The organism is Aeromonas aquatica (assembly GCF_000764655.1).
GTDB lineage: Bacteria > Pseudomonadota > Gammaproteobacteria > Enterobacterales > Aeromonadaceae > Aeromonas > Aeromonas aquatica.
In genome coordinates this window covers 1-19,914 of sequence record NZ_JRGL01000021.1, presented here as the reverse complement: position 1 = coordinate 19,914, position 19,914 = coordinate 1, and the positions used below count along the sequence as shown (strand labels likewise).

Annotated in this window: 18 protein-coding genes; 7 read left to right on the top strand and 11 right to left on the bottom strand. The window is 64.4% G+C overall.

Features of this window, described 5'->3' with window-relative positions; genetic code table 11:
- Positions 1-121: 121 nt before the first annotated feature.
- Complete coding sequence (locus LG30_RS0105690; RefSeq protein WP_033129752.1) at positions 122-982, bottom strand: AraC family transcriptional regulator; 861 nt, start codon at positions 980-982, stop codon at positions 122-124.
- A 153-nt stretch (positions 983-1,135) separates the two neighbouring features.
- The gene (locus LG30_RS0105685) at positions 1,136-1,624 is read right to left on the bottom strand and encodes a GNAT family N-acetyltransferase (protein WP_033129790.1); all 489 of its coding nucleotides are present in this window, start codon (positions 1,622-1,624) and stop codon (positions 1,136-1,138) included.
- Positions 1,625-1,787: 163 nt separating this feature from the next.
- Here LG30_RS0105685 and LG30_RS0105680 point away from each other — a divergent pair, with 163 nt between their 5' ends.
- Positions 1,788-3,236, top strand: coding sequence for a catalase (locus tag LG30_RS0105680; protein WP_033129751.1), 1,449 nt, complete (start codon positions 1,788-1,790; stop codon positions 3,234-3,236).
- A gap of 468 nt (positions 3,237-3,704) precedes the next feature.
- Here LG30_RS0105680 and LG30_RS0105675 read toward each other — a convergent pair whose 3' ends face one another.
- Positions 3,705-4,016 carry a DUF1496 domain-containing protein gene (locus LG30_RS0105675; RefSeq protein WP_033129750.1) on the bottom strand — a complete coding sequence of 104 codons (312 nt, stop codon included), beginning with the start codon at positions 4,014-4,016 and terminating at the stop codon, positions 3,705-3,707.
- 223 nt (positions 4,017-4,239) lie between these two features.
- On the opposite strand from LG30_RS0105675, the gene LG30_RS0105670 reads away from it, so the two are divergent.
- On the top strand, positions 4,240-5,469 hold the full coding sequence (locus LG30_RS0105670) for a hypothetical protein (RefSeq protein WP_033129749.1): 1,230 nt from the start codon (positions 4,240-4,242) through the stop codon (positions 5,467-5,469).
- A 79-nt stretch (positions 5,470-5,548) separates the two neighbouring features.
- Here the strand turns inward: LG30_RS0105670 and LG30_RS0105665 are convergent, their stop codons facing one another.
- Positions 5,549-5,926, bottom strand: coding sequence for a hypothetical protein (locus LG30_RS0105665; protein WP_033129748.1), 378 nt, complete (start codon positions 5,924-5,926; stop codon positions 5,549-5,551).
- Between the two features lie 194 nt (positions 5,927-6,120).
- Here LG30_RS0105665 and LG30_RS0105660 point away from each other — a divergent pair, with 194 nt between their 5' ends.
- The 3 genes from LG30_RS0105660 (at position 6,121) to LG30_RS0105650 (ending at position 9,524) form a co-directional block, all read left to right on the top strand.
- Entirely contained in the window at positions 6,121-7,509 is a 1,389-nt protein-coding gene (locus tag LG30_RS0105660) for an NUDIX hydrolase (RefSeq protein WP_033129747.1), read from the top strand.
- Positions 7,510-7,519: 10 nt separating this feature from the next.
- A complete protein-coding gene (ydiK, locus tag LG30_RS0105655) occupies positions 7,520-8,617 on the top strand; it encodes an AI-2E family transporter YdiK (protein WP_033129789.1) in 1,098 nt (365 codons plus the stop codon).
- Between the two features lie 202 nt (positions 8,618-8,819).
- Positions 8,820-9,524 carry an SDR family oxidoreductase gene (locus tag LG30_RS0105650; protein ID WP_033129746.1) on the top strand — a complete coding sequence of 235 codons (705 nt, stop codon included), beginning with the start codon at positions 8,820-8,822 and terminating at the stop codon, positions 9,522-9,524.
- A gap of 90 nt (positions 9,525-9,614) precedes the next feature.
- Here the strand turns inward: LG30_RS0105650 and LG30_RS0105645 are convergent, their stop codons facing one another.
- The 3 genes from LG30_RS0105645 to LG30_RS0105635 are packed head-to-tail and all read right to left on the bottom strand — an operon-like array spanning position 9,615 to position 12,961.
- Entirely contained in the window at positions 9,615-10,736 is a 1,122-nt protein-coding gene (locus LG30_RS0105645) for an agmatine deiminase family protein (RefSeq protein ID WP_033129745.1), read from the bottom strand.
- A 17-nt stretch (positions 10,737-10,753) separates the two neighbouring features.
- Entirely contained in the window at positions 10,754-11,866 is a 1,113-nt protein-coding gene (locus tag LG30_RS0105640; protein WP_033129744.1) for an extracellular solute-binding protein, read from the bottom strand.
- Between the two features lie 42 nt (positions 11,867-11,908).
- Positions 11,909-12,961: an agmatine deiminase family protein gene (locus LG30_RS0105635; RefSeq protein WP_033129743.1), complete on the bottom strand. Its 1,053-nt coding sequence runs from the start codon at positions 12,959-12,961 to the stop codon at positions 11,909-11,911.
- A 115-nt stretch (positions 12,962-13,076) separates the two neighbouring features.
- Here LG30_RS0105635 and LG30_RS0105630 point away from each other — a divergent pair, with 115 nt between their 5' ends.
- Positions 13,077-13,970, top strand: coding sequence for a LysR substrate-binding domain-containing protein (locus tag LG30_RS0105630; protein WP_033129742.1), 894 nt, complete (start codon positions 13,077-13,079; stop codon positions 13,968-13,970).
- Positions 13,971-14,022: 52 nt separating this feature from the next.
- Positions 14,023-15,945, top strand: coding sequence for a dihydroxyacetone kinase operon transcriptional regulator DhaR (gene dhaR / locus LG30_RS0105625; RefSeq protein ID WP_374941471.1), 1,923 nt, complete (start codon positions 14,023-14,025; stop codon positions 15,943-15,945).
- 79 nt (positions 15,946-16,024) lie between these two features.
- Here dhaR and dhaM read toward each other — a convergent pair whose 3' ends face one another.
- The 4 genes from dhaM to LG30_RS0105605 all read right to left on the bottom strand — a co-directional run.
- The gene (gene dhaM / locus LG30_RS0105620; protein ID WP_033129741.1) at positions 16,025-16,741 is read right to left on the bottom strand and encodes a dihydroxyacetone kinase phosphoryl donor subunit DhaM; all 717 of its coding nucleotides are present in this window, start codon (positions 16,739-16,741) and stop codon (positions 16,025-16,027) included.
- A gap of 1 nt (position 16,742) precedes the next feature.
- Positions 16,743-17,372: a dihydroxyacetone kinase subunit DhaL gene (gene dhaL, locus LG30_RS0105615; protein ID WP_033129740.1), complete on the bottom strand. Its 630-nt coding sequence runs from the start codon at positions 17,370-17,372 to the stop codon at positions 16,743-16,745.
- A 15-nt stretch (positions 17,373-17,387) separates the two neighbouring features.
- Entirely contained in the window at positions 17,388-18,458 is a 1,071-nt protein-coding gene (gene dhaK / locus LG30_RS0105610; RefSeq protein ID WP_033129739.1) for a dihydroxyacetone kinase subunit DhaK, read from the bottom strand.
- A 231-nt stretch (positions 18,459-18,689) separates the two neighbouring features.
- Positions 18,690-19,914, bottom strand: a 1,225-nt coding sequence (locus LG30_RS0105605) for an NCS2 family permease (RefSeq protein WP_033129738.1), incomplete at its 5' end; no start/stop codon positions are given.

Here is a 19,914-nt window from a genome sequence, read left to right as displayed (position 1 = left end):
ATAGCCGACCATGCCGAAGCGGGATCGCGAGCGCAAATGCAAAGAGGAGCCATCACTGGCTCCTCTTGGTTTTATCTCGTATATCCACTGCTTTTTTATCTTGAGGCAGTCGCCCTGACTATCAGACCTTAACGCTGGAGCAGAAGCTGACGTCGTCGCGCAGGGGATCGTTGCTCACGCTGTGATAGAGCTCGAAGCAGGGTCCACTGCCAAATTCCAGCCCGGCGGCGACGATGTCATTGATATGCTCCTGCCAGCGCGGTCCGTACTGGCTTCTGTCCGTGATGAGATAGCGGGACTGGGCGTAGCGACCGGCGGGAATGAGCTGAGCCTCCACCTCCCCCTCGCCCCGGGTCTGGGGCGGCACAGTGATGCCGATGTCGGTGCGGCACTGGGCCGGCGGCGTCACCTCGGGGTTGTCGTGGTAGATGAAGATCCACTCCCCGCCCTCGAGTCCGCGCGCGGCAGCCCATTGATGCAGGCGGCCGCAGACCACGTCATAGCCTTCCCCATAGGGGCCTGTCACCCGGATATAGGCCAGGGTGCGGGCATCCATCTCGACGGTTTTCATGTTGTTGCTCCTTGCTGATGAGTGGCCTTCAGCATAAGGGAGCAGTCCGTCCCAGGCGTGTCCATCCTTGCTCTCCTGGTGTCCATTCTTGCGCTTGTCACGGCGAAACTCGCCGGGGGCACAGCCGTAGTGGCGGCGAAATGCCTTGGCAAAGGCCTGGGAACTGGCGAGCCCCGCTCCCAGCGCAATGGCCGTGACGCTGGCATCCGTGTAGCACAGCTGCCAGGCCGCTCGCTGCATGCGCAGGCGCCGGCACATCTCCCCCGGCGCCTCCCCCACCACGGCGGTGAATACCCGGTGGAAGTGGAAGAGGGAGAGGCAGGCCAGCGCCGCCAGTGCCTCGATGGAGAGCTCGGGATCCTGCTCCAGCGCCCGGATGGCGGGCCGCAGGCGGGCGCGATAATCGATCATGGCTGTTTCACTCTTATGGCAATCAGATCAGTCCCACTCTCTAGCGCATCGACGCAGTAGAACTGGTGATATGACCCTTGATGGCGGGAGCATCTCTGACAGGCACGACAGTCAATCATGGCTGCTTCACTCTCATAGCACTCTCACTGGCTCTCACGGCAGGCGGACCCGCCCCATATGCAAAACATCGACGAAACGCCCTTCGCGAAACGCATAGGCGGGCGAGCCCCCCTCCTGCTCGAAGCCGAACTTGTGGTAGAGCGCGATGGCGGCCGCGTTGTCGCTGTAGACCGTCAGCTCGAGCCGCTGCAGGTTGAGCCAGTTGTCCGCCAGATCCACCGCCGCCCCCAGCAGGGCCGAGCCCACGCCGCGGCCGGCCCAGTCATCCCGGACCCCCATGCCGATGCCAGCCACATGGCGACGACGTGGATTCGGCTCGAGCCAGAGCCCCAGATCGCCGACCAGCAGCTCATCCACTATGGCCACCAGGCCGTAGCCGCTACGCTCCGCCAACCGTTTCTGCCACATGGCCAGGGTCGGATAGGGCATCTGCAGGGTGCCTGCCTGAGCCTTTGGCATGGCATAGAGATCCCGCAGCCCCTGGGCATCCCCGGCCTCCGCCTGACGAATCCTGATATCAATCATCCCCTCTCCTCCCTGATCCATGAACGTCCGTCCAAAATAGCGCCCTTTGTGTCCGTAGCCAACTCCATTAGGGCTACCTATCAAACACTTAGAGCTGACCGATTGGCCCCGCTCGCGCCCCTTGCCGTATCGTGCCTCCATCATCACAAGGAGATGCCCCATGACTGACAAGACCCTGCACAGCGCCAACGGTGCCCCCGTCGTCGACAACAACAACAGCCTGACCGCCGGCCCCCGTGGCCCGGTGCTGATGCAAGACATCTGGTTGATGGAAAAGCTGGCCCACTTCGATCGGGAACGGATCCCGGAGCGGGTGGTGCACGCCAAGGGCTCGGGCGCCTACGGCACCTTCACCGTCACCCACGACATCAGCCAGTTCAGCAAGGCCGATCTGTTCAACGCTGTCGGCAAGCAGACCCCGGTGTTCCTGCGCTTCTCCACGGTCGCCGGTGAGAAGGGGGCCGCCGATGCCGAGCGCGATGTGCGCGGCTTCGCCCTGAAGTTCTACACCGAGCAGGGCAACTGGGATCTGGTGGGCAACAACACCCCGGTGTTCTTCATCCGCGACCCGTTGAAATTCCCGGACTTCATCCACACCCAGAAGCGGGATCCCCGCACCAACCTGCGCAGCGCCACCGCCGCCTGGGACTTCTGGTCCCGCCACCCGGAATCCCTGCACCAGATCACCACATTGTTCAGCGATCGCGGCATCCCCAAGAGCCTGCGGGAGATGAACGGCTACGGCAGCCACACCTTCAGCTTTATCAACGACGCCAACGAGCGCTTCTGGGTCAAGTTCCACTTCAAGACCGAGCAGGGCCACAGCTTCTACACCGATGAGGAGGCCGCCAACGTTGTCGGCCAGGATAGAGAGAGCAGCCAGGCGGATCTGTTCAACGCCATCGATCGCGGCGACTTCCCGCGCTGGAAGGTCTATGTGCAGGTGATGCCGGAGGCCGAGGCCCAAAGCTACGAGATCCACCCCTTCGATCTCACCAAGGTGTGGCCGCACCAGGATTACCCGCTGATCCCGGTCGGGGTGCTCGAGCTCAACCAGAACCCGGACAACTACTTCGCCCACGTGGAGCAGGCGGCCTTCACCCCGGCCAACGTGGTGCCCGGCATCGGCTTTTCACCGGATCGTATGTTACAGGGTCGGCTGTTCTCCTACGGCGATACCCAGCGCTACCGCCTCGGGGTCAACCACGGCCTGCTGCCGGTCAACGCCCCCCGCTGCCCCTTCCACCATGGTGCCCACCGCGACGGTGCCATGCGAGCGGACAGCAACGGCGGCGCCAGCCCGAACTACCAGCCGAACCGTTTCGGCACCCAGCAACCGAGCGGGCAGCAGGAGCCGGCCCTGAGTCTGGAGGGAGCCGCCCTGCACTACGATTTTCGTGACTACGATGACGACTACTACAGCCAGCCGGGCAACCTGTTCCGTATCATGGACGAGGGCCAGCGCTCGCGGCTCGCCGCCAACCTGGCGCGCTCCCTCATCCATGTGGAGGATGACGCCATCGTCCAGGCCCAGCTCAAGCACTTCGAGCAGGCGGATCCGGAATACGCCAAGCGGGTTGCGCTGGCACTGGCCGCCTTGCAGCGCTAACCCTCTGACAGACAATAAAAAAGTAGGCCAATCGGCCTCCTTTTTACGCTCTAAACGAAATATAAAATCGGGCCCCTAAGGCCCCGTTTTCCAATTAATCATCAATTCCAAACACAGCGCCCTCGCACTCTGCCCGCTCCCGTACCAATAGGCGTTTGTACCACCAGCACTGCGACGACGTTGGATATCAACAAGGAGTGGAAGAGCGACGAACTCCTGCCACCCACGGACAAGATATAAAAACGGGACCCTAAGGCCCCGTTTTCCAATTAATCATTAATCCCGAACGGAACGCGCTTCGCGCTCTGCCCGCTCACGTACCAATAGGCGTTTGTACCACCAGCTACTACGACGACGTTGCATATTGGAAGAGCGACGAGCCATTGCTTAGATCCCACCCAAGAGAAGAAAGAGCCGCATTATGCGACAGAGGTCACGCCCATGTCTGTAGCTGGATCAAGAAAAGGCTCACTGACCCGCCCTGATCGTCTCCCGGTTGCCACTCTCTTCGGCGGCGGGCCGGCGCAGCTGAGGCTCGTGCCAGGCCAGGGGGCCCTTGCTCTCCAGCACGTGCTGGGGACCACACTCCAGCCAGACATCCCCCTGCTGGATGCGGGCGCCCTGGAAGTATTTCTGATCCTGATACCAGCAGACCCGCTCGGGCAGTGAGCCGAGGGGCAGCACCAGATCCGTGCCCACCGAATGGGTCAGGGTATTGGGGGCGGCAAGGGCGGGGGTTAGAGCACTCAGGGCAAGCAGACAGAACAAGGATCGGATCATGGGAAAACACCTGTGACAACGGAAGCCTGATCTCCCAAGGCGACCATCCGGGTCGCCGACTTGACCAATAAATGTCGGCCCGTCTGGCATTCCGGAAGCAATATGGTAGCCTGCCTGCGCCCGTCGCTTCCATGGTGGAAGGGGCGGCCCAGTTCAGGTGATGTTGTCGGGACATGACAGCATAACCCCATATTAATCAAATAATTACTTGGATATGTCGTCGATGCGTATCATGCCGTTGCTCAAGGCTGCCTGCCTGAGCCTGATGTTGTCCGCCTGCGTTGCCCCCCTGCTGCTGATGAGCCCCACCAGCCAGCTGATGTGGGCACTGCTCAAGCCCCTGGTCGGTTTCGATCCGAACGAAGCCAACCTGTTCGAGCAGCCGATCATCAAGGATCGGATGACCGCCATGCTGGGACCCAATTACGACAGCACCATGCAGCTGCTCAAGACCGCCAACGAGTTGCAGCAGGAGGGGCCACTGTTCTACGTGGTCTCTCGCTACGCCCCGGTGCCGGATGCCGCCAAGCAGGCGGGCATGGTGTGGAACGCCGAGACCAACCAGCTCTCCGTCATGCTGCAGAAGAAGGATGGCGCCACCCAGGTGTTTGGTGAGAACCTGACGGCGGCCACCCCGAGCTGGCCGAGCGCCATGCAGGATTGGCAGAGCCAGAGTGACACCACGGCCACCGCCCTCAACGGCGTCGGCCAGGCCATGACAGGATCCGGAGGTTCCCTGCTCGGCAACATGATGGGTAACCTGCAGCAGAGCGCAGCCCAGGCGATAACGGGCTCCGCCAGGCAAGCGGTCGGCAGCGCCACCGGCGCGGTGCAGCAGCAAGTGAGCAAGAGCGCCACCGGCACCCTGCAGCAGGCCAACCAGGCCGTGACGGATTCCGCCAAGCTGGCGGTGAGCAGTGCCGTTGCCAGTACCCAACAGCAAGCGACCAAGACAGTGGCCGACACCGCCAGGCAGGCGGTCGGCAACACCACCACCACTGTGCAGCAGCAGGCCAGCAAGGCCGTCGCCGACACAACCAAACCGGCGGTCAGCGACACCACCGCCACGGTGCAGCAGCAAACGACCAAAGCCATGGCCGACACCACCAAGCAAGCCGTTAGCAGCTCCGCCGCCAGCACCCAGCAGCAGGCGGCCAAAGCCGTGGCCGAACCCGCCAAGCAGGCGGTCAGCAACGCTACCTCCACTGCGCAGCAACAGGCCGGCAAGGCCGTGACCGAACCCGCCAAGCAGGCGGCCGACAATGCCACCACCACGGCGCAGCAGCAGGCCAGCAAGGCCGTCGCCGACACTGCCAAGCAGGCGGTCAGCAACGCTACCGCCACCGTGCAGCAGCAAGCCAGCAAGGCCCTGGCCGATACCGTCAAGGCCGCAGAGCCGGGCGACCAGGCCAGGGCAGACGCCGAGGCAGAGCTCGAGAAACTGCTGAACTGATTTCTGGTGGAATATCCCACCATGAAAACAGGCCACCCTGGGGTGGCCTGTTGTTTATCTGCGTATAGGCAGTGGATCCTTAAAGATGGCGATCCTGCTCGACCTGCTTGGTCTCGGCCCCTTCGCTGTGCTCGATGGCGGTGCGAATGAGGTCGACGCCGGCCCGGATGATCAACACCCCCATGTTGACCAGCTTGACGCAGACCCACAGGAAGGTGATCAGCAGTATCAGCTTGAGCACCGTCTGGAATGCCTCCAGGAAATTCTGCTCGAGCTGGTTGGTGAGGCCGCTGGCGCTGGTCATCAGCCAGGTGTAAACCTCACGCACGAAGGGGATGCGGCTCGGCATCTCCAGCACGTCCAGTGCGGCGGGCAAGGCCTGAAAGATGACGATGCTGCCAAAGAGTATCAGGATGACGCCAATGCCTATCCCCAAGAAAAAACCAATCTGTCGCATGGAAGGCCCCAAGCAGTGTTGAATGAGAAGAACAATAGCCGCCAATAGTAGGGACTGCCTCGGCCGACGGCAATCCTTGTGGCTCGATTTGGGCCCGAACTGCGCCGCTTCGGCCGGGATTTCATCAGGAATTCATTGCCCAAGTATCTGATTTCTGTGACCCTTGCCCCAGTCGTCAACCCCATGGACCCGCCATGATCCGCGCCTTTTTTTTCCTGTTGCTGCTGCTGTCGCCGCTGCTCGCCGTCCAGGCCGCCCAAACGGCCCCCAGTGCGGCCGCCTGCGTGATCCGCCACCAGCAACAGTTGTTGCTGGTGCAAGACAGGATCTCCGGGCGCTACAGCCTGAGCGGCGGCTATATAGATGCTGGGGAGACCCCCGAGCAGGCGGCCCTGCGGGAATTGTTCGAGGAGACAGGGCTGCACGGCCGCATCACCGCCGATCTCGGGCGCTGGCAGCGGGCCCAACTATTCGCCTGCCAGACCCAGGATCCCATCCAGGCTCAGATCGGCACGGGCTTCGTCTCAATACTGCAGGCCCCCAACCTCGGCGGCGAGATCCAGAATGCCAGGCTGATCGAACCGGCCCGGCTGCCAGACAACCAGCGTCGCTTCCCGGCGCAGCTCGACTGGCTCGGCCCCAGGCTCGCAGAGGTGCCCGAGAGTCCGGTGCAGTGGCAGGCCGACTTCAGCGCCACCGACGCCGGAGCCAGCAGCGCCCTGCACCGGGCCGAGCTGCCGCTGATCCAGCGCCTGCAAGGCTGGCTTGGCCCGCACGCCCGCTGGCCCCTGGCCGGCAACCTGCTCGGCAGCGCCCCGGTCCAGCTTGGGCTGGCCCTGCTGCTCTTGCCCCTGCTCGGTTGGCCGAGGTTCTACCGGCTGCTGTTTGCCATGGTGCTGCTCACCCTGCTGGTGCAGCTGCTCAAGGAGGGGATCGGCTGGCCCAGGCCATTCCACCTGGATCCTGCGCTGGCGCAGCGAAGCGCTCAGGGCTTCGGCATGCCGAGCGGCCACACCGCCTCCACCCTGCTGTTCTGGGGCCTGCTGCTGGGCTGGCTGCCGGGGCTCAGGGCCTGGCAAGGCATCCTGCTCGCCCTGTTGCTGGCGGCCCTGGCCGGCCTGGCCCGGGTCTGGCTCGGGGTGCACTTCATCTCGGATGTAGTGGTTGGCCTGGGCCTCGGCGCCCTCTTGCTGACCCTGCGCTCGCCGCTCTGCACCCTGGCGAACAGCCGGCTCGCCTGGTGGGGCCTGATCCTCGCCAGCCTGCTGGGGGCCGGATTCACCCAATCCAGCGCCCTGGGGGCGCTGGCCATGTTCACCCTGGGGCTGGTATCGGGTACTCTGTTCCCACTCGAACGACACCCTGTGCCCGCCATCCGTTGCGTCCTGCTGGCGCTGATAGGGTGCCTGGGTGTCGGCGGCCTGCTGCTCGCCCTGCCCATGCTCACCAGCAGCTCCCTGCTGATCCTGGCGGGGCAGGGATTGCTGGTCGGCAGCCTGGGGCTCTGGCTGAGCGCCGGCCTCTGGTGGTCCCTTGATCTCATCAACCCCGGCTCCGCACACCGGGGCCCAACCCCTCGTTAAAGGGAATGCAATACCTATGAAAAAAGTGGATTTGGCCAAGATAACCCTGGGGGTGCTGTTCCTCAGTCTGCTCATCATCTCGTGCTTCATGGTGCTGCGCCCCTTCCTGCCCGCCCTGGTGTGGGCCACCATGATCACCATCGCCACCTGGCCGCTGATGCAGATGGCCCAGCGCCTGCTGTGGGGCAAACGGGCCCTGGCCGCCCTGCTGATGAGCGGCATACTGCTGCTGATGTTCGTTATCCCGCTGTTCATGGCGCTGGCCAACGTGGCGGAGAAGGCCCCCATGCTGATCGAGCTTGGCACCCGCATCAGCCATTCCCCACCCCCCGCGCTGCTCTGGTTGCAACAGTTCCCGCTGGTCGGCGGCAAGCTGTATGAGTTCTGGCAACAGATCCTGGCGAGCGGCGGTCAGGTGCTGTTCACCAAGCTGACCCCCTATTTCGGCCAGACCGCACGCTGGCTCGCCTCCCAGGCCGGCAATCTCGGCCTGTTGCTGGTCCACTTCCTGCTGACGGTGGCCATCTGCGGCCTGCTCTACCACTCCGGGGAGAAGGCGGCCGACGGCATTCGTCGCTTCGCCCACCGGCTGGCGGGCCAGCGCGGTGACAACGCCGTCGTGCTGGCCTCCCAGGCCATCCGGGCCGTCGCCATGGGGGTGGTGGTCACGGCGCTAGTGCAATCCTCGGTGGCCGGGCTCGGCCTGTTGATTGCCGGCATTCCCTACACCATGATTCTGGTAGTGCTGATGTTCCTGCTGATCGTCGCCCAGATAGGCCCCTTCCCGGTGCTGCTGGCCAGCGTCGGCTATCTCTACTGGAGCGGCGACACCACCTGGGGCACCTTCCTGCTGGTGTGGTCCATGCTGGCAGGCACCATGGACAACTTCCTGCGCCCCTTCCTTATCAAGCGCGGGGCCGATCTGCCGCTGATCCTGATCCTGGTCGGGGTCATCGGCGGCCTACTGGCCATGGGCATCATAGGTCTCTTCATCGGCCCGGTGGTGCTGGCGGTGGCTTACACCCTGCTGGAGGCCTGGATCAAGGAGGACGAACACCCGGCTACCGAGCCGACGCTCGCCCCGCCTCAGGACAAACCGATGCCCTGATGCAAGACGCCGCCCCTGGGCGGCGTCTCGTTTTCTACCCCAGCTTGATGCCCCGAGCCTGAAGGGTTCAACGCCGTCCTAGAACCAAAGTTCGAACTCCTTGGCCCAAATCCGAACCAAGGTTCGAGCCAACGCCGCCTCCCCTCTACCCTCCCCGGTCGCCCCCCGCCACAATGCCTCCATCATTCAGGAGGAACACAAGATGAACGAACTGAGAGCAACCCGCGCCCTGATCACCGGCGGCGCCAGCGGCATAGGGCTGGCCATCGCCGAGGCACTGGCCAGTCAGGGAGTGGAGCTGGTCCTGGCCTCCCGCCGCCAGTCCCTGCTGGAGCAAGAGGCCGATCGCCTTCGCGCTCAATACGGGGTGAGAGTGCTGCCCCTGGTGCTGGATGTGTGCGACGGCGCCCAGGTGCGCGCCCAGCATGCCCAGGCCAGCGCCCTGCTCGGTCCCATCGATCTGCTGATCAACAACAGCGGGGTCGGCAGCGACTATCTGGTGCAGGATCTGCCGGAATCCGAGTGGGACAGGGTCATGGATACCTGCGCCAAGGGGACCTTCCTGCTGACTCAGGCCTGCCTGCCGGACATGCTGGCCCGGCGTCATGGCACCATCATCAACATCGCCTCTCAGGCCGCCAAGAACGGCTATGCCAGGGCCAATGTCTACTGCGCCGCCAAGTTTGCCGTGCTGGGCTTCGCCAAGGCGCTGCGCGAAGAGGTGCAACATCAGGGCATCCGGGTGCATACCCTCTGCCCCGGTCTGGTACAGGTGCCGCCCCCGGCCTGCGCCGCTGAGCGCAAGCCAGGCTGGTTGCAGGTAGAGGATCTGGCCGAGGCCGTGCTCTACACCCTGCGCCAGCCCGCCCACGTTCAGCTCGACGAGATCGGCATGACGGGGATCTGACCAAGGCGCCATCGGACGACAGCAATGACATGGGGCGCCGAGGCGCCCCATATGGTATTTCACGCTGCAAGAATCAACCTTGTCAGAACATCAGGCAGGCTGATGCAGGGTAATGCAGTGGATACCACCGCCCCCGGCGGCCACCGGATCTATGTCGATCTGCACTATCTTGCGACCCGGATAGAGGCGGGCCAGCAGATCCCGGCAATGACGGTCGGCCTTGGCATCCCCAAACTGGGGGGCGATGACGGCACCGTTGATGGGCAGGTAGTTGATGTAACCGGCGGCAAAGTCCGGGCTGCGACTGAATTTGTTGTCTCGCCCGCCCAGCGGGGGCGGCAGCTGATGCAGCTCCAGCTTGTTGCCATCGGCGTCCGTCGCCTGCTGCAAGATGGCCAGATGCTGGCGGGTCACCTTGTAATCGTAGGAGTCGGGATCGTTATCCATGTTGATCACCACCACCCCGGGGCGCACGAAGCGGGCGTAGAAGTCCACGTGGGCATCGGTGATGTCTTTGCCCTTGATCCCCGGCAGCCAGATGATCTTGCGCAGCCCCAGGTTGGCTTTCAGCTCCGCCTCCACCTGCGCCTTGGTGAGGCCCGGGTTGCGGTTGCTGTTGATCCAGCTGCTCTCTGTCATGATGGCGGTGCCGTTGCCATCCACCTCTATGCCGCCCCCCTCGCCGATCAGCTCGCTCTGCAAATAGTGGGCATCCGTCTGCCGGCCCACCAGGGCGGCTACCCTGGCGTCATAGCTGTGCTCCTGCTTGTCGCCCCAACCGTTGAAGTTGAAGTCCACCAGCCCGAGCGCGCCCTGCTCGTCCTGCACGAAGACGCCGCCGGTGTCCCGCAGCCAGATGTCATCCAGCTCGGCGTGGATGAAGCGGGTGTTGTGCTCGCCGCACAGCTGGCGCGCCAGATCTTCTTCCTCCTCGTGGCAGAGCACGCACACCTGGGTGTAAGGGGTCATGGCCCTGACCAGCCGACCTATGGTGGCCTGTACGTCCTTGTAGTTGCGACCCCAGATATCGCTGTTGGCGCCGAAAGCCACCCAAACCTGGGCCTGGGGCGAGGACTCCTCCGGCATGTGATAGCAGCCGGCGGCACTAGTCTCGCCGGCGGCGAAGGCCGAGCGGGCACCGGGCAGGCTGCCGAACCCGGCAATGGCGCCGAGGGCGACCAGCTGTTTCAATACGTGGCGTCGGGAAAACATCTTTCTACTCCTGAGGTTCAGAGGCTGCTCTTGAAGCGAGTCCAGGCTCGCATGCGGGCACGCATCTGGGATTGCGCCAGATCCTGGCCCGGGATGAGGCGTCCGTAGCTGGCCTCATCCAGATAGATATCCGGGTTGGCCGTCATGGTGGCATCCACCATGGATCTCGCCTTGGCACTGGCGGTAGGATAGCCGGTGCTGTTGGTGATGGCCGCCATGTTGGCCGGGCGCATCACGAAATTGATGAAGGCGTAGGCATAGTCAGGATGGGGGGCATCCACCGGGATCGCCATGGTATCCATCCAGATGGTGCTCCCCTCCTTCGGCAGCCGGTATTCAAAGTCGCTGCGCTTGCCCGCCTCGGCGGCAGCGCGCCTGGCTTGCGTCATGTCGCCGCTGTAACCCAGCGACAGGCAGAGGTCGCCGTTGACCAGCTGGGTCACCGGCTGGGACTGGAACTTGCGGATATGGGGCTTGAGCCCCTTGAGCAGCGCCAGCGCGGCATCCAGATCCTCGGCCTTGCCGCTGTGGGGATCCCGCCCCAGATAGTGCAGCACCACCGCCAGCACCTCGTCGGGGGAGTCGATGATGGAGATGCCGCAGTCGGCAAATTTTGCCGCCAGTTCGGGCTTGAACAGCAGGTCGAGACTGCCCACCGGGGCATCCGCCATCCGCTGCCGGATCATGGCTGCGTTATAGGTGAGCCCTATGGTGCCCCAGGTGTAGGGCACTACCGCATCCCGTGAATGGGGATAGGCTTGCTGCAGCCGCCGCAAGCCGGGCTCTATGTCCGCCAGGTGCTCTAGCTTGCCCTGATCCAGTGGTTGCAGGCTGCCCGCCCGCATCAGCCGCTCCGCCACCGTATCGCCGGGAAAGATGAGGTCATAACCGCTGCGACCAGCCATCAACTTGGCCTCCAGGGTCTCGCTGCTGTCCATGACGTCATAGATGACCCGGATCCCTGTCTCTTTGGTAAAAGCGCTGAGGGTATCGGGGGCGAAGTAGTCGGCCCAGTTGTAGAGCCGCAGCACCTTCTCCTCCCCTGTTGCCGCATCGGCCTCCCCGGCCTCGGCCGCAAGGCTCAGCAGCAGGGCCAGGCAGCCCATCCACCCGAGTGCCTTCCTGATCATGATGTGGTTACTCCCCTGTGATTGGCCGCCGCCGTGCAACGTTCAGCCCCGCAGCGGCCAGGCGGGCTGCTGCTGGGTGATGCAGTGGATGCCGCCGCCGCCGTGGGCCAGCCGGTTGATCGAGACCGGCACCACAGCCCTTTGCGGGAAGGCGCCTTGCAGCACAGCCGCCGCCTCCCGGTCGCTCGCCACCCCGTAGGCGGGCATGATGACGGCGCCGTTGGCGAGGTAGAAGTTGGTGTAGGAGGCGCAGAACACCTCGGCCTCCGTGTCTACGGCCTCGCTCGCGTCGTACAGATCCTGCAGCTCGAAGGCGCGCCCCCTGGCATCCGTGGCCAGCGTCAGGGCGCGGCGGTTCTCCCGTACCACAAGGCCGTAGGTCGAGGCGGCATCCCGGGTGGCATCCACCAGCAGCTGGCTGGGGCGACTGAAGGCGCAGACCCCGTCCACATGGCCGTCGGTCATGTCGCCGGTGACGTGGTCGGGATCCCCCGGCAGCCAGATGGTCTTCTCGATACCGAGCAGGCGACCGAAGATCTGTTCGATCTCACCCTTGCTGATCCCCGGGTTGCGGTTGCTGTTGAGCAGCACGGACTCAGTGGTGATCAGGGTGCCTTCGCCGTCCACATGGATGGCGCCCCCCTCGTTGGCCAGAAAGCTGCCGATACACTCCAGCTCCAGGCTATTGAGGATGCGGCGAGCCAACCCCTCGTCCAGCTGATGGACCGACTTGCCGCCCCAGGCGTTGAAGCGCCAGCTCACCCCGGCACTGCCCAGTTCGGGGTGGCAGATGAAGGTGGGGCCTGAGTCGCGGCACCAGCTGTCATCCACCGGGAGGGGGATCAGGGTCACCCTGCCGTCACAGAGGGCGCGCGCCTCGGCCAGCGCGGAAGGGTCGACCACCAGCCTGACCGGTTCGAACCGGACAATGGCGTTGACCACCCGGGCGAAGTCCTGCTGCACCTCGGCCAGGGTGACGCCCCAGCCGGATTCCCACAGCGCCTTGTTGTGGGGCCAGACCATCCAGGTCGCGGCGTGCTGGCACCATTCGGCGGGCATGAACCAGCCCTTTGCCACTATTCCCTGTTCCCGCATATTCCCTCTCTGATTAGGTACTATTAAGGTTGCTGACGATGGGAATAGACTATTCCCACATAACACGGCGAACAAACGATCGATTTTCAGTGCAAGTGATAAGTGGAGCTAATCAATGATGTTCAAACACTGGCCCCCGCTCAACGTGCTGCGGGGCTTCGAGGCGGCGGCCAGACTCGGTAGTTTTCATCAGGCGGCGCAGGAGCTGCACCTCACCCAGTCCGCCATCAGCCAGCAGATCCGCTCCCTGGAGGAGCTGCTCGGCCAACCGCTGTTTCACCGGCAGGGGCGCTCGGTCACCCTGACCGATGCGGGGCAGGATCTGCTGGAGACCACCCAGAGCGTGCTGCTGCAACTGGCAGTGGGGATCCAGCGTCTCGAGCAGTACCGCAAGCCGAACCAGCTGGTGCTCAACACCAGCACCGCCATCGCCCGCCACTGGCTGCTGCCCCGACTGGGGGCGTTTCATCGCCAGCACCCCGACATCGATCTCTGGCTCTTCACCAGCGACGAGGTGCCCGCTCTGGCCGAACAGACCATAGACCTCGCCCTGCGCTGGGATCTCGCGCCGCAGGCCGAGTGTCGCCATCAACCGCTGCTGGCGGACAGGTTGCTGCTGGTGGCCGCGCCTGCCGTGCTGGCTCAACCGGCGGCACAGCGCACTACCCTCCATGGGGAGCGAGAGCTGGACTGGCACCACTGGACGTTGAAAGGGGGGGAGGATCTGCAACTGCAGACCCGGGGGCTCAACTTCTCCGACCCCGGCCTGCTGCTGGAGGCGGCCAGCGCCGGGCTCGGGGTGGCGCTGGTGAGCGAACGGCTCTCCCAACCAGCCAGGGAGCAGGGGCAGTTGCTGCCGCTCTCCGCTTGCAGGGTCAAGGGGCCCCAGTGGAGCTTGCTTATCCACCAGGAGAGCGAAGGGATGCCGGAGTGCCGCGCCTTCTGTCACTGGCTCGAGCAGCAATTTGCCGAGGCGGCCATCGCCATGGACGAGGAGACGACTCCCTGAGGCGGGTCACTGAATCCGCCGGGGTGGCGTGGTTAAATGAAGGGCTTATCACTTGCCGGACATCACCGTGACCCTGTCTTCCTCCTCCCAGCCGCAACCAACCTGGCCAGACTATCTACAGGCCTCCTGGCTACGCTGCGCCCATCAGACCAGCGCCACCCTCTGGCATCCACCCCACAGTGCCAAGGGGCAGACCTTGCAGAGCCTGCGCCAGCGCAAGCGGGACTTGCTCACCACAGGCGAGATGGCCCTCGAGGATCTCTACGAATTCATGGAAGGACGCCCCTGCGCCCTGCTGCTCACCGACGAGAGCGGCTGTCTGCTGGCCCGCACCGGCCACCCCGACACGCTGGCAGAACTCGAAGCCCTGGGCTTTGGCCCCGGCGCTTTTTTTAGCGAGGGGCGCATCGGCACCAATGCCATCAATCTGGCGGCGCTGGAGGGAGTGCCGCTCTGCGTCAGCGGCCCCCAGCATTTCAACCAGACCCTGCACCCCTGGCACAGCTGCGCCAGCCCGGTCTACAACAGCAACGGCCGTCAGGTCGCCATCATGGCCCTGGTCTGCCGGGTGGAGGAGGCAACGGTCGGGGATCTGGCGCTCACCGTCAGCGCCGGTCGCGAGCTGGCCCATCTGCTGCAGATGGAGACCCTGATGCAGGAGTCCCAGCACCATCTGAGCGAGCTTTACGCTTTGCTCGACGGCATGGATGACGGCGTGCTGGCCTGGGATCCCCAGGGCAGGCTGCGCTACCTCAACGCGCTGGCGGCCAACCGACTGCGGCTCGATCCGGCGCTCTGTCTCGGCCAGCCCCTGGAGCAGCACCTGCTGCTGCCCCAGCGGTTGCAGCTGGCCATCAAGGGGCAGACGCCACTGAGTCATGTGGAGGTGACGCTGGAGCGGCTCGGCGGACAGGAGGGGGAGTTTATCAATGCGCTGGTGAGCCTCAAGCCGTTGCCGGGGCCGGAGGGGGTCAGCTTTATCGCCCTGCTGCACCCGGTCGATCGGCTGCGGGCCATTCACCAGCTACGGCAGACGGTGCCCGAGCTGTCGGCGCTGGTGGGGGAATCGAGCGCCATGCGCAAGCTGCTGCGCCACGCCAGACAGGCGGCCCAGAGTCAGGGGCCGATCCTGCTGCGCGGCGAAGAGGAGGTAGGCAAGGCCCAGCTGGCGGAGGCCATCCACTTTGGCAGCGAACGGGCCGCCGGGCCCCTCATTACTCTCAACTGTCAGGCGCTGCCGAGCGAGCGGATGGCGCTGGAGCTGATGGGCTCCGACGAGGCGGGGCAGGAGCGGGCGGGCAAGTTCGAGCTGGCCCACGGCGGTACCCTGGTGCTGGAGCAGGTGGAGTGTCTATCCGCCCCCATGCAGGCGGCGCTGCTGCAACTGCTCAAGACCGGCCGCATCCAGCGCTTCGACTCGGCCCGCGTGCTGCCGCTCAAGGTGCGGATCATAGCGACCAGTAGCGCCCCGCTGGAGCAAAAGGTGCAGGAGGGGCAGTTCGGTCGCCAGTTGCTCTATGCCTTGCAAGCCTGCGAGCTCTGGCTGCCGGGGCTGCGGGAGCGCGCTGCCGATCTGCCCGGCCTTATCAGCCAGCAGTTAGGGGCGCAGGGGCGCGAGCCGGTGCGCCAGTTCAGTCCGGCGGCCCTCGACTGTCTGCTCGCCTACCCCTGGCCCGGCAATCTGGGGGAGCTGCGCAGCGCGGTCGAGCATGCGCTGCTCCACGCCAGTCAGGGGCTGATCCCGCCGGAGGCGCTGCCCGCCGCCATTCGTCACGGCCATCAGCTGGTGGCGGACGAGGTGGTGGGGCAGCCGCTGCTCACCCTGGCGGAGTTGGAGCGCCAAGCCATCTTGCGCAGCGCCCACGCCTGCAAGGGACAGGTCAGCCTGATGGCCCGGCAACTGGGCATCAGCCGCACCACCCTCTGGCGGCGGCTCAAGCTCATCGGTCTGGGTCCCGCCGACTATCACGGATAACTGTCACGCACAGAAACGCCCTTGCAGAAAAAACGACAAGGCCCCGCACTGGCGGGGCCTTGATAAAGCAATATGAGCCTCAGTCGCCGAAGCGTTCCGCTGCCAGCTGCTGGAAGCAGCTCAAAGCCGCATCAGCATCCTCCCCACGCGCCAGCAGGGTGAGTCTGTCCCCCTGGCGCACGTTGAGCATGGCGAGCCGGGTCAGGCTGCGGGGGTTGGCCTCTTTGTCCCCCTTTTGCAACTTGAGTTCAGCGGCAAAGGGCTTGAGGGCGGCCACCAGACGAGCGGCGGGGCGCACATGCAGGCCGTGAGGGTTATCCACCACCACCTCGCAGTGCAGCCAGCCGTCGTCGGTTGCCGGTGCCGTCTCAGTGGCGGCCTGCGCCGCGCTGGCGGGCAGCATCGCCTGTTTCGGGCCCAGGGCACCGAGCGCTTCGGTGGCCACCTCATCCAGCGTCAGACCTGAACCGGCCGCCACCACGGCGGCCAGGGTGCCCTCGACCAGCGGGGCGGGGCAGAGTCGTACCCGGGCGCTTAACTCGGGGGGCAGCAGTTCGAGGGCGGTCTCGGCGCTCAGCAGGGCGCTGCCCAAGTCCATCAGCACCAGCACGCCGCTGCCGTCATCCGCTTCTTCAATCGCACTCATCACGGCGATGGCGTCCGTGCCTATGGGGTGGTCAGGGTCATCGACCCCGGCCGCCAGCAGCAATCTGGCCGGGCTGCCGAGCTGATCGGCCAGCGCTTTCAATCCGGCCGCCAGCATGGCGCTGTGAGAGACAACGACGATTCCTATCATGTCACAACCTCGCTCTGTCACGCAGGGCGGTCAGCAGCAACAGGGTCGAGGTGGCCCCGGCATCCTGATGGCCTATGCTGCGCTCGCCCAGATAGCTGGCGCGCCCCTTGCGGGCCTGCATCTGTATGGTGGCCTCGGTACCGGCTGCGGCAGCCGCGACTGCCTTGTCCAGCGCATCATTGAGGGAGAGCTCTTGCTGTTGGGCCTGTTGCAGGGCGGCCAGCGCTGGCCACCAGGCGTCGCACATTGTCTTGTCCCCTGGCTCGGCGCGGCCGCGGGAGACTATCCCCTCGACCCCGTCACTCAGCATCTTGCCAAGCTGGCTGAGGCTGAGGCTCTGACAGGCGTCGGTACTGGCCGCCGCCCGGATAAAGAAGGTGCCGTAGAGGGGGCCGCTGGCGCCGCCGACCGAGGAGAGCAGTGTCATGCCGGTGGTTTTCAGCACCTGACCTATATCTTTGTCCGCCACCGCGGGCAGCTTCTCGGCCACCTTGGTAAAGCCGCGCTGCATGTTGAGGCCGTGGTCGCCGTCACCGATGTCGGTATCCAGCGCCGTGAGGTAGTCACGCTGCTCGGCAAAGATATGCTCGCAGTCGAGCAGCCAATTGACGATCTGATGTTTGCTTAGCATGAGAATAAAGGCTCCTTAGCAGCCGCGACGCAGGGCTGGGGTGTGAACGGGGGCATCCCACAGGGTCATCAGCTCGTCATCCACCTTGAGCAGGGTGATGGAGATGCCGGTCATGTCGAGGGAGGTGCAATAGGGGCCAATCAGGTTGCGCACCAGATGGATACCCGCCTCTTCGCACAGGGTGGCGAGGCGGCCATAGACGCCATAGAGCTCGGAGATGGGGGTGCCGCCCAGGCTGTTGACCAGGGCGATGACCCGATCGCCCGCATTCAGCGGCTCGATAAAGGTGTGCTCCTCCTGCCAGCTGCCGGAGGCTCTGTCCCAGTGGCGCAGGGTTCGGCCATAAGGAGTGTTGTCAGAGAGCTCTTCGAACATGTCGTCCACCAGGGTATTGAGGTCGGTGAAGGGGCGGCGCGCTATGCCCGGTTCGCCGTGGATGCCCACGCCGAACTCCATCTCGTTGTCTGCCAGGGTGAAGGAGGGCTTGCCGGCGGCAGGCACTGTGCAGGCGTGCATGGCGACGCCTATGGTGCGGCTCTGGTTGTTGATGCGGCGGGCGAGTGCTTCGCAGCGGTTCAGGTCATAGCCCGCTTCGGCGGCGGCCCCCACCAGTTTTTCGCACAGCACTGTGGTGGCAACGCCACGGCGACCAGCGGTATAGAGGCTGTCTTTGACCGCCACGTCGTCATCGATCAGCGAGAAGCCCACCTTGACCCCGTCGCCGTGCAGCAGCTCGACCGCGGTTTCGAAGTTGAGCACGTCACCGGTGTAGTTCTTCACCAGGAACAGCACGCCCGCGCCGCCATCAACGGCCTGACCGCACTCGTACATCTGATCCGGGGTTGGGGAGGTAAAAATTTCGCCGGGGCAGGCGCCATCCAGCATTCCTTTGCCCACCAGACCGCCGTGCATGGGTTCGTGACCGCTGCCACCGCCGGAGACCAGCGCCACCTTGCCCATCACGGGGGCGTCGGCGCGGGTGATGTAGTGGGGTTCAATACGTACCTTGAGCTCGGGGTGGGCGGCAGCCATCCCCATCAGTTGTTCACGGACCACGGCATCGACGGCATTGATCAGCTTTTTCATGGCTCACTCCTTGGTTTGCCACCGCACGGGTAGGCAGATGGTTGATGAAGCCAGTCTAACGGGATAACACGGGATAAAAATGACGGTCGTTCCGGTTCGGATTTGAAACAGCAAGAGACGCGGCTTCGTTCCAATCTGAAACAAGGGGAGAGAAAGTGGGGAGAAACTGCTGGCTGGCTCACAACCATGAAAAAGGGCCCCCGCAGGAGCCCTTCACGCTAACCGGAAGCCTTAGATGGCCCAGCCACCGGCGTAGAATACCACCAGAGCTATCGCAATGATGACGGTGCCAGGATTAAGTTTCTTCCACTCGGCGGCAAACAGACGACCCACCACCAGTGCCACGAAGCCCAGCATGATGCCGGTGACTATGTTGCAGGTCAGCACTATGAAGACGGCGCACAACATGCCCGACAGCGCATCGACCGAGTCGCTGAAATCCAGCTTGGTCACGTTGCCCAGCATCAGCAGACCGACGTACATCAGGGCTGGTGCGGTGGCGTAAGCCGGTACCAGATAGCTCAGGGGGGAGAGGAAGATCATCAGCAGGAACAGCACGCCAACCAGCGCAGCGGTCAGACCTGTCTTGCCACCGGCGGCGGTGCCAGCGGCAGACTCGATGTACACGGCTGCCGGTGCACCACCCACCACGCCAGCAACCATGCTGCTGACGGAGTCGGCAGTCAGGGCCTTGCCGCCGCTGATGATGTGGCCACGTTCGTTGATAAGGCCAGCCTGACCCGCCACGGCGCGTATGGTGCCGGTCGCATCGAACACAGCAGTCATCACCAACGCCAGCACGGTTGGGATCACCACGGGGTTGAGGGCGCCCAGCAGATCCATGCTGCCAACCAGAGAGCCCTTCTCACCGGTCAGGCTCGGCATGGCGAAGAAGCCCTGCCAGGTCACCTTGGGATCGAAGGCCAGCCCCAGTGCGGAAATGGCGATGATCACCATCAGGATGCCGCCCGGTACCTTGCGGCGCTCCAGACCGAAGATGGCAGCCAGACCCAGCACCGTCATGATGACGGGGAAAGAGGTAACCTCACCTAGCTGAACCGGCAGGCCGGCCCCTTCGTTCTTGATCACCATGCCGACGCCGTTGGTGGCGATCAGCAGCAGGAACAGGCCGATGCCGATACCGGTGCCGTGAGCGATGCCGGAGGGGAGGTTGTCCAGGATCCACTGGCGCACGCCGGTCACGCTGATCAGGGTGAACAGCACCCCCATCAGAAAGATGGCGCCGAGGGCCACCGGGATGCTCAGTCCCTGCCCCAGCACTAGGCTGAAGGCGGTGAAGGCGGTGAGTGAGATGGCGCAGCCTATGGCCATCGGCAGCTTGGCCCAGAGCCCCATCAGCAAGGATCCGAAGGCGGCGATCAAACAGGTCGCCACGAACACCGGCCCCTGCTCAAACCCCGCGACACCCAGCATGTTGGGCACCACTATGACGCTG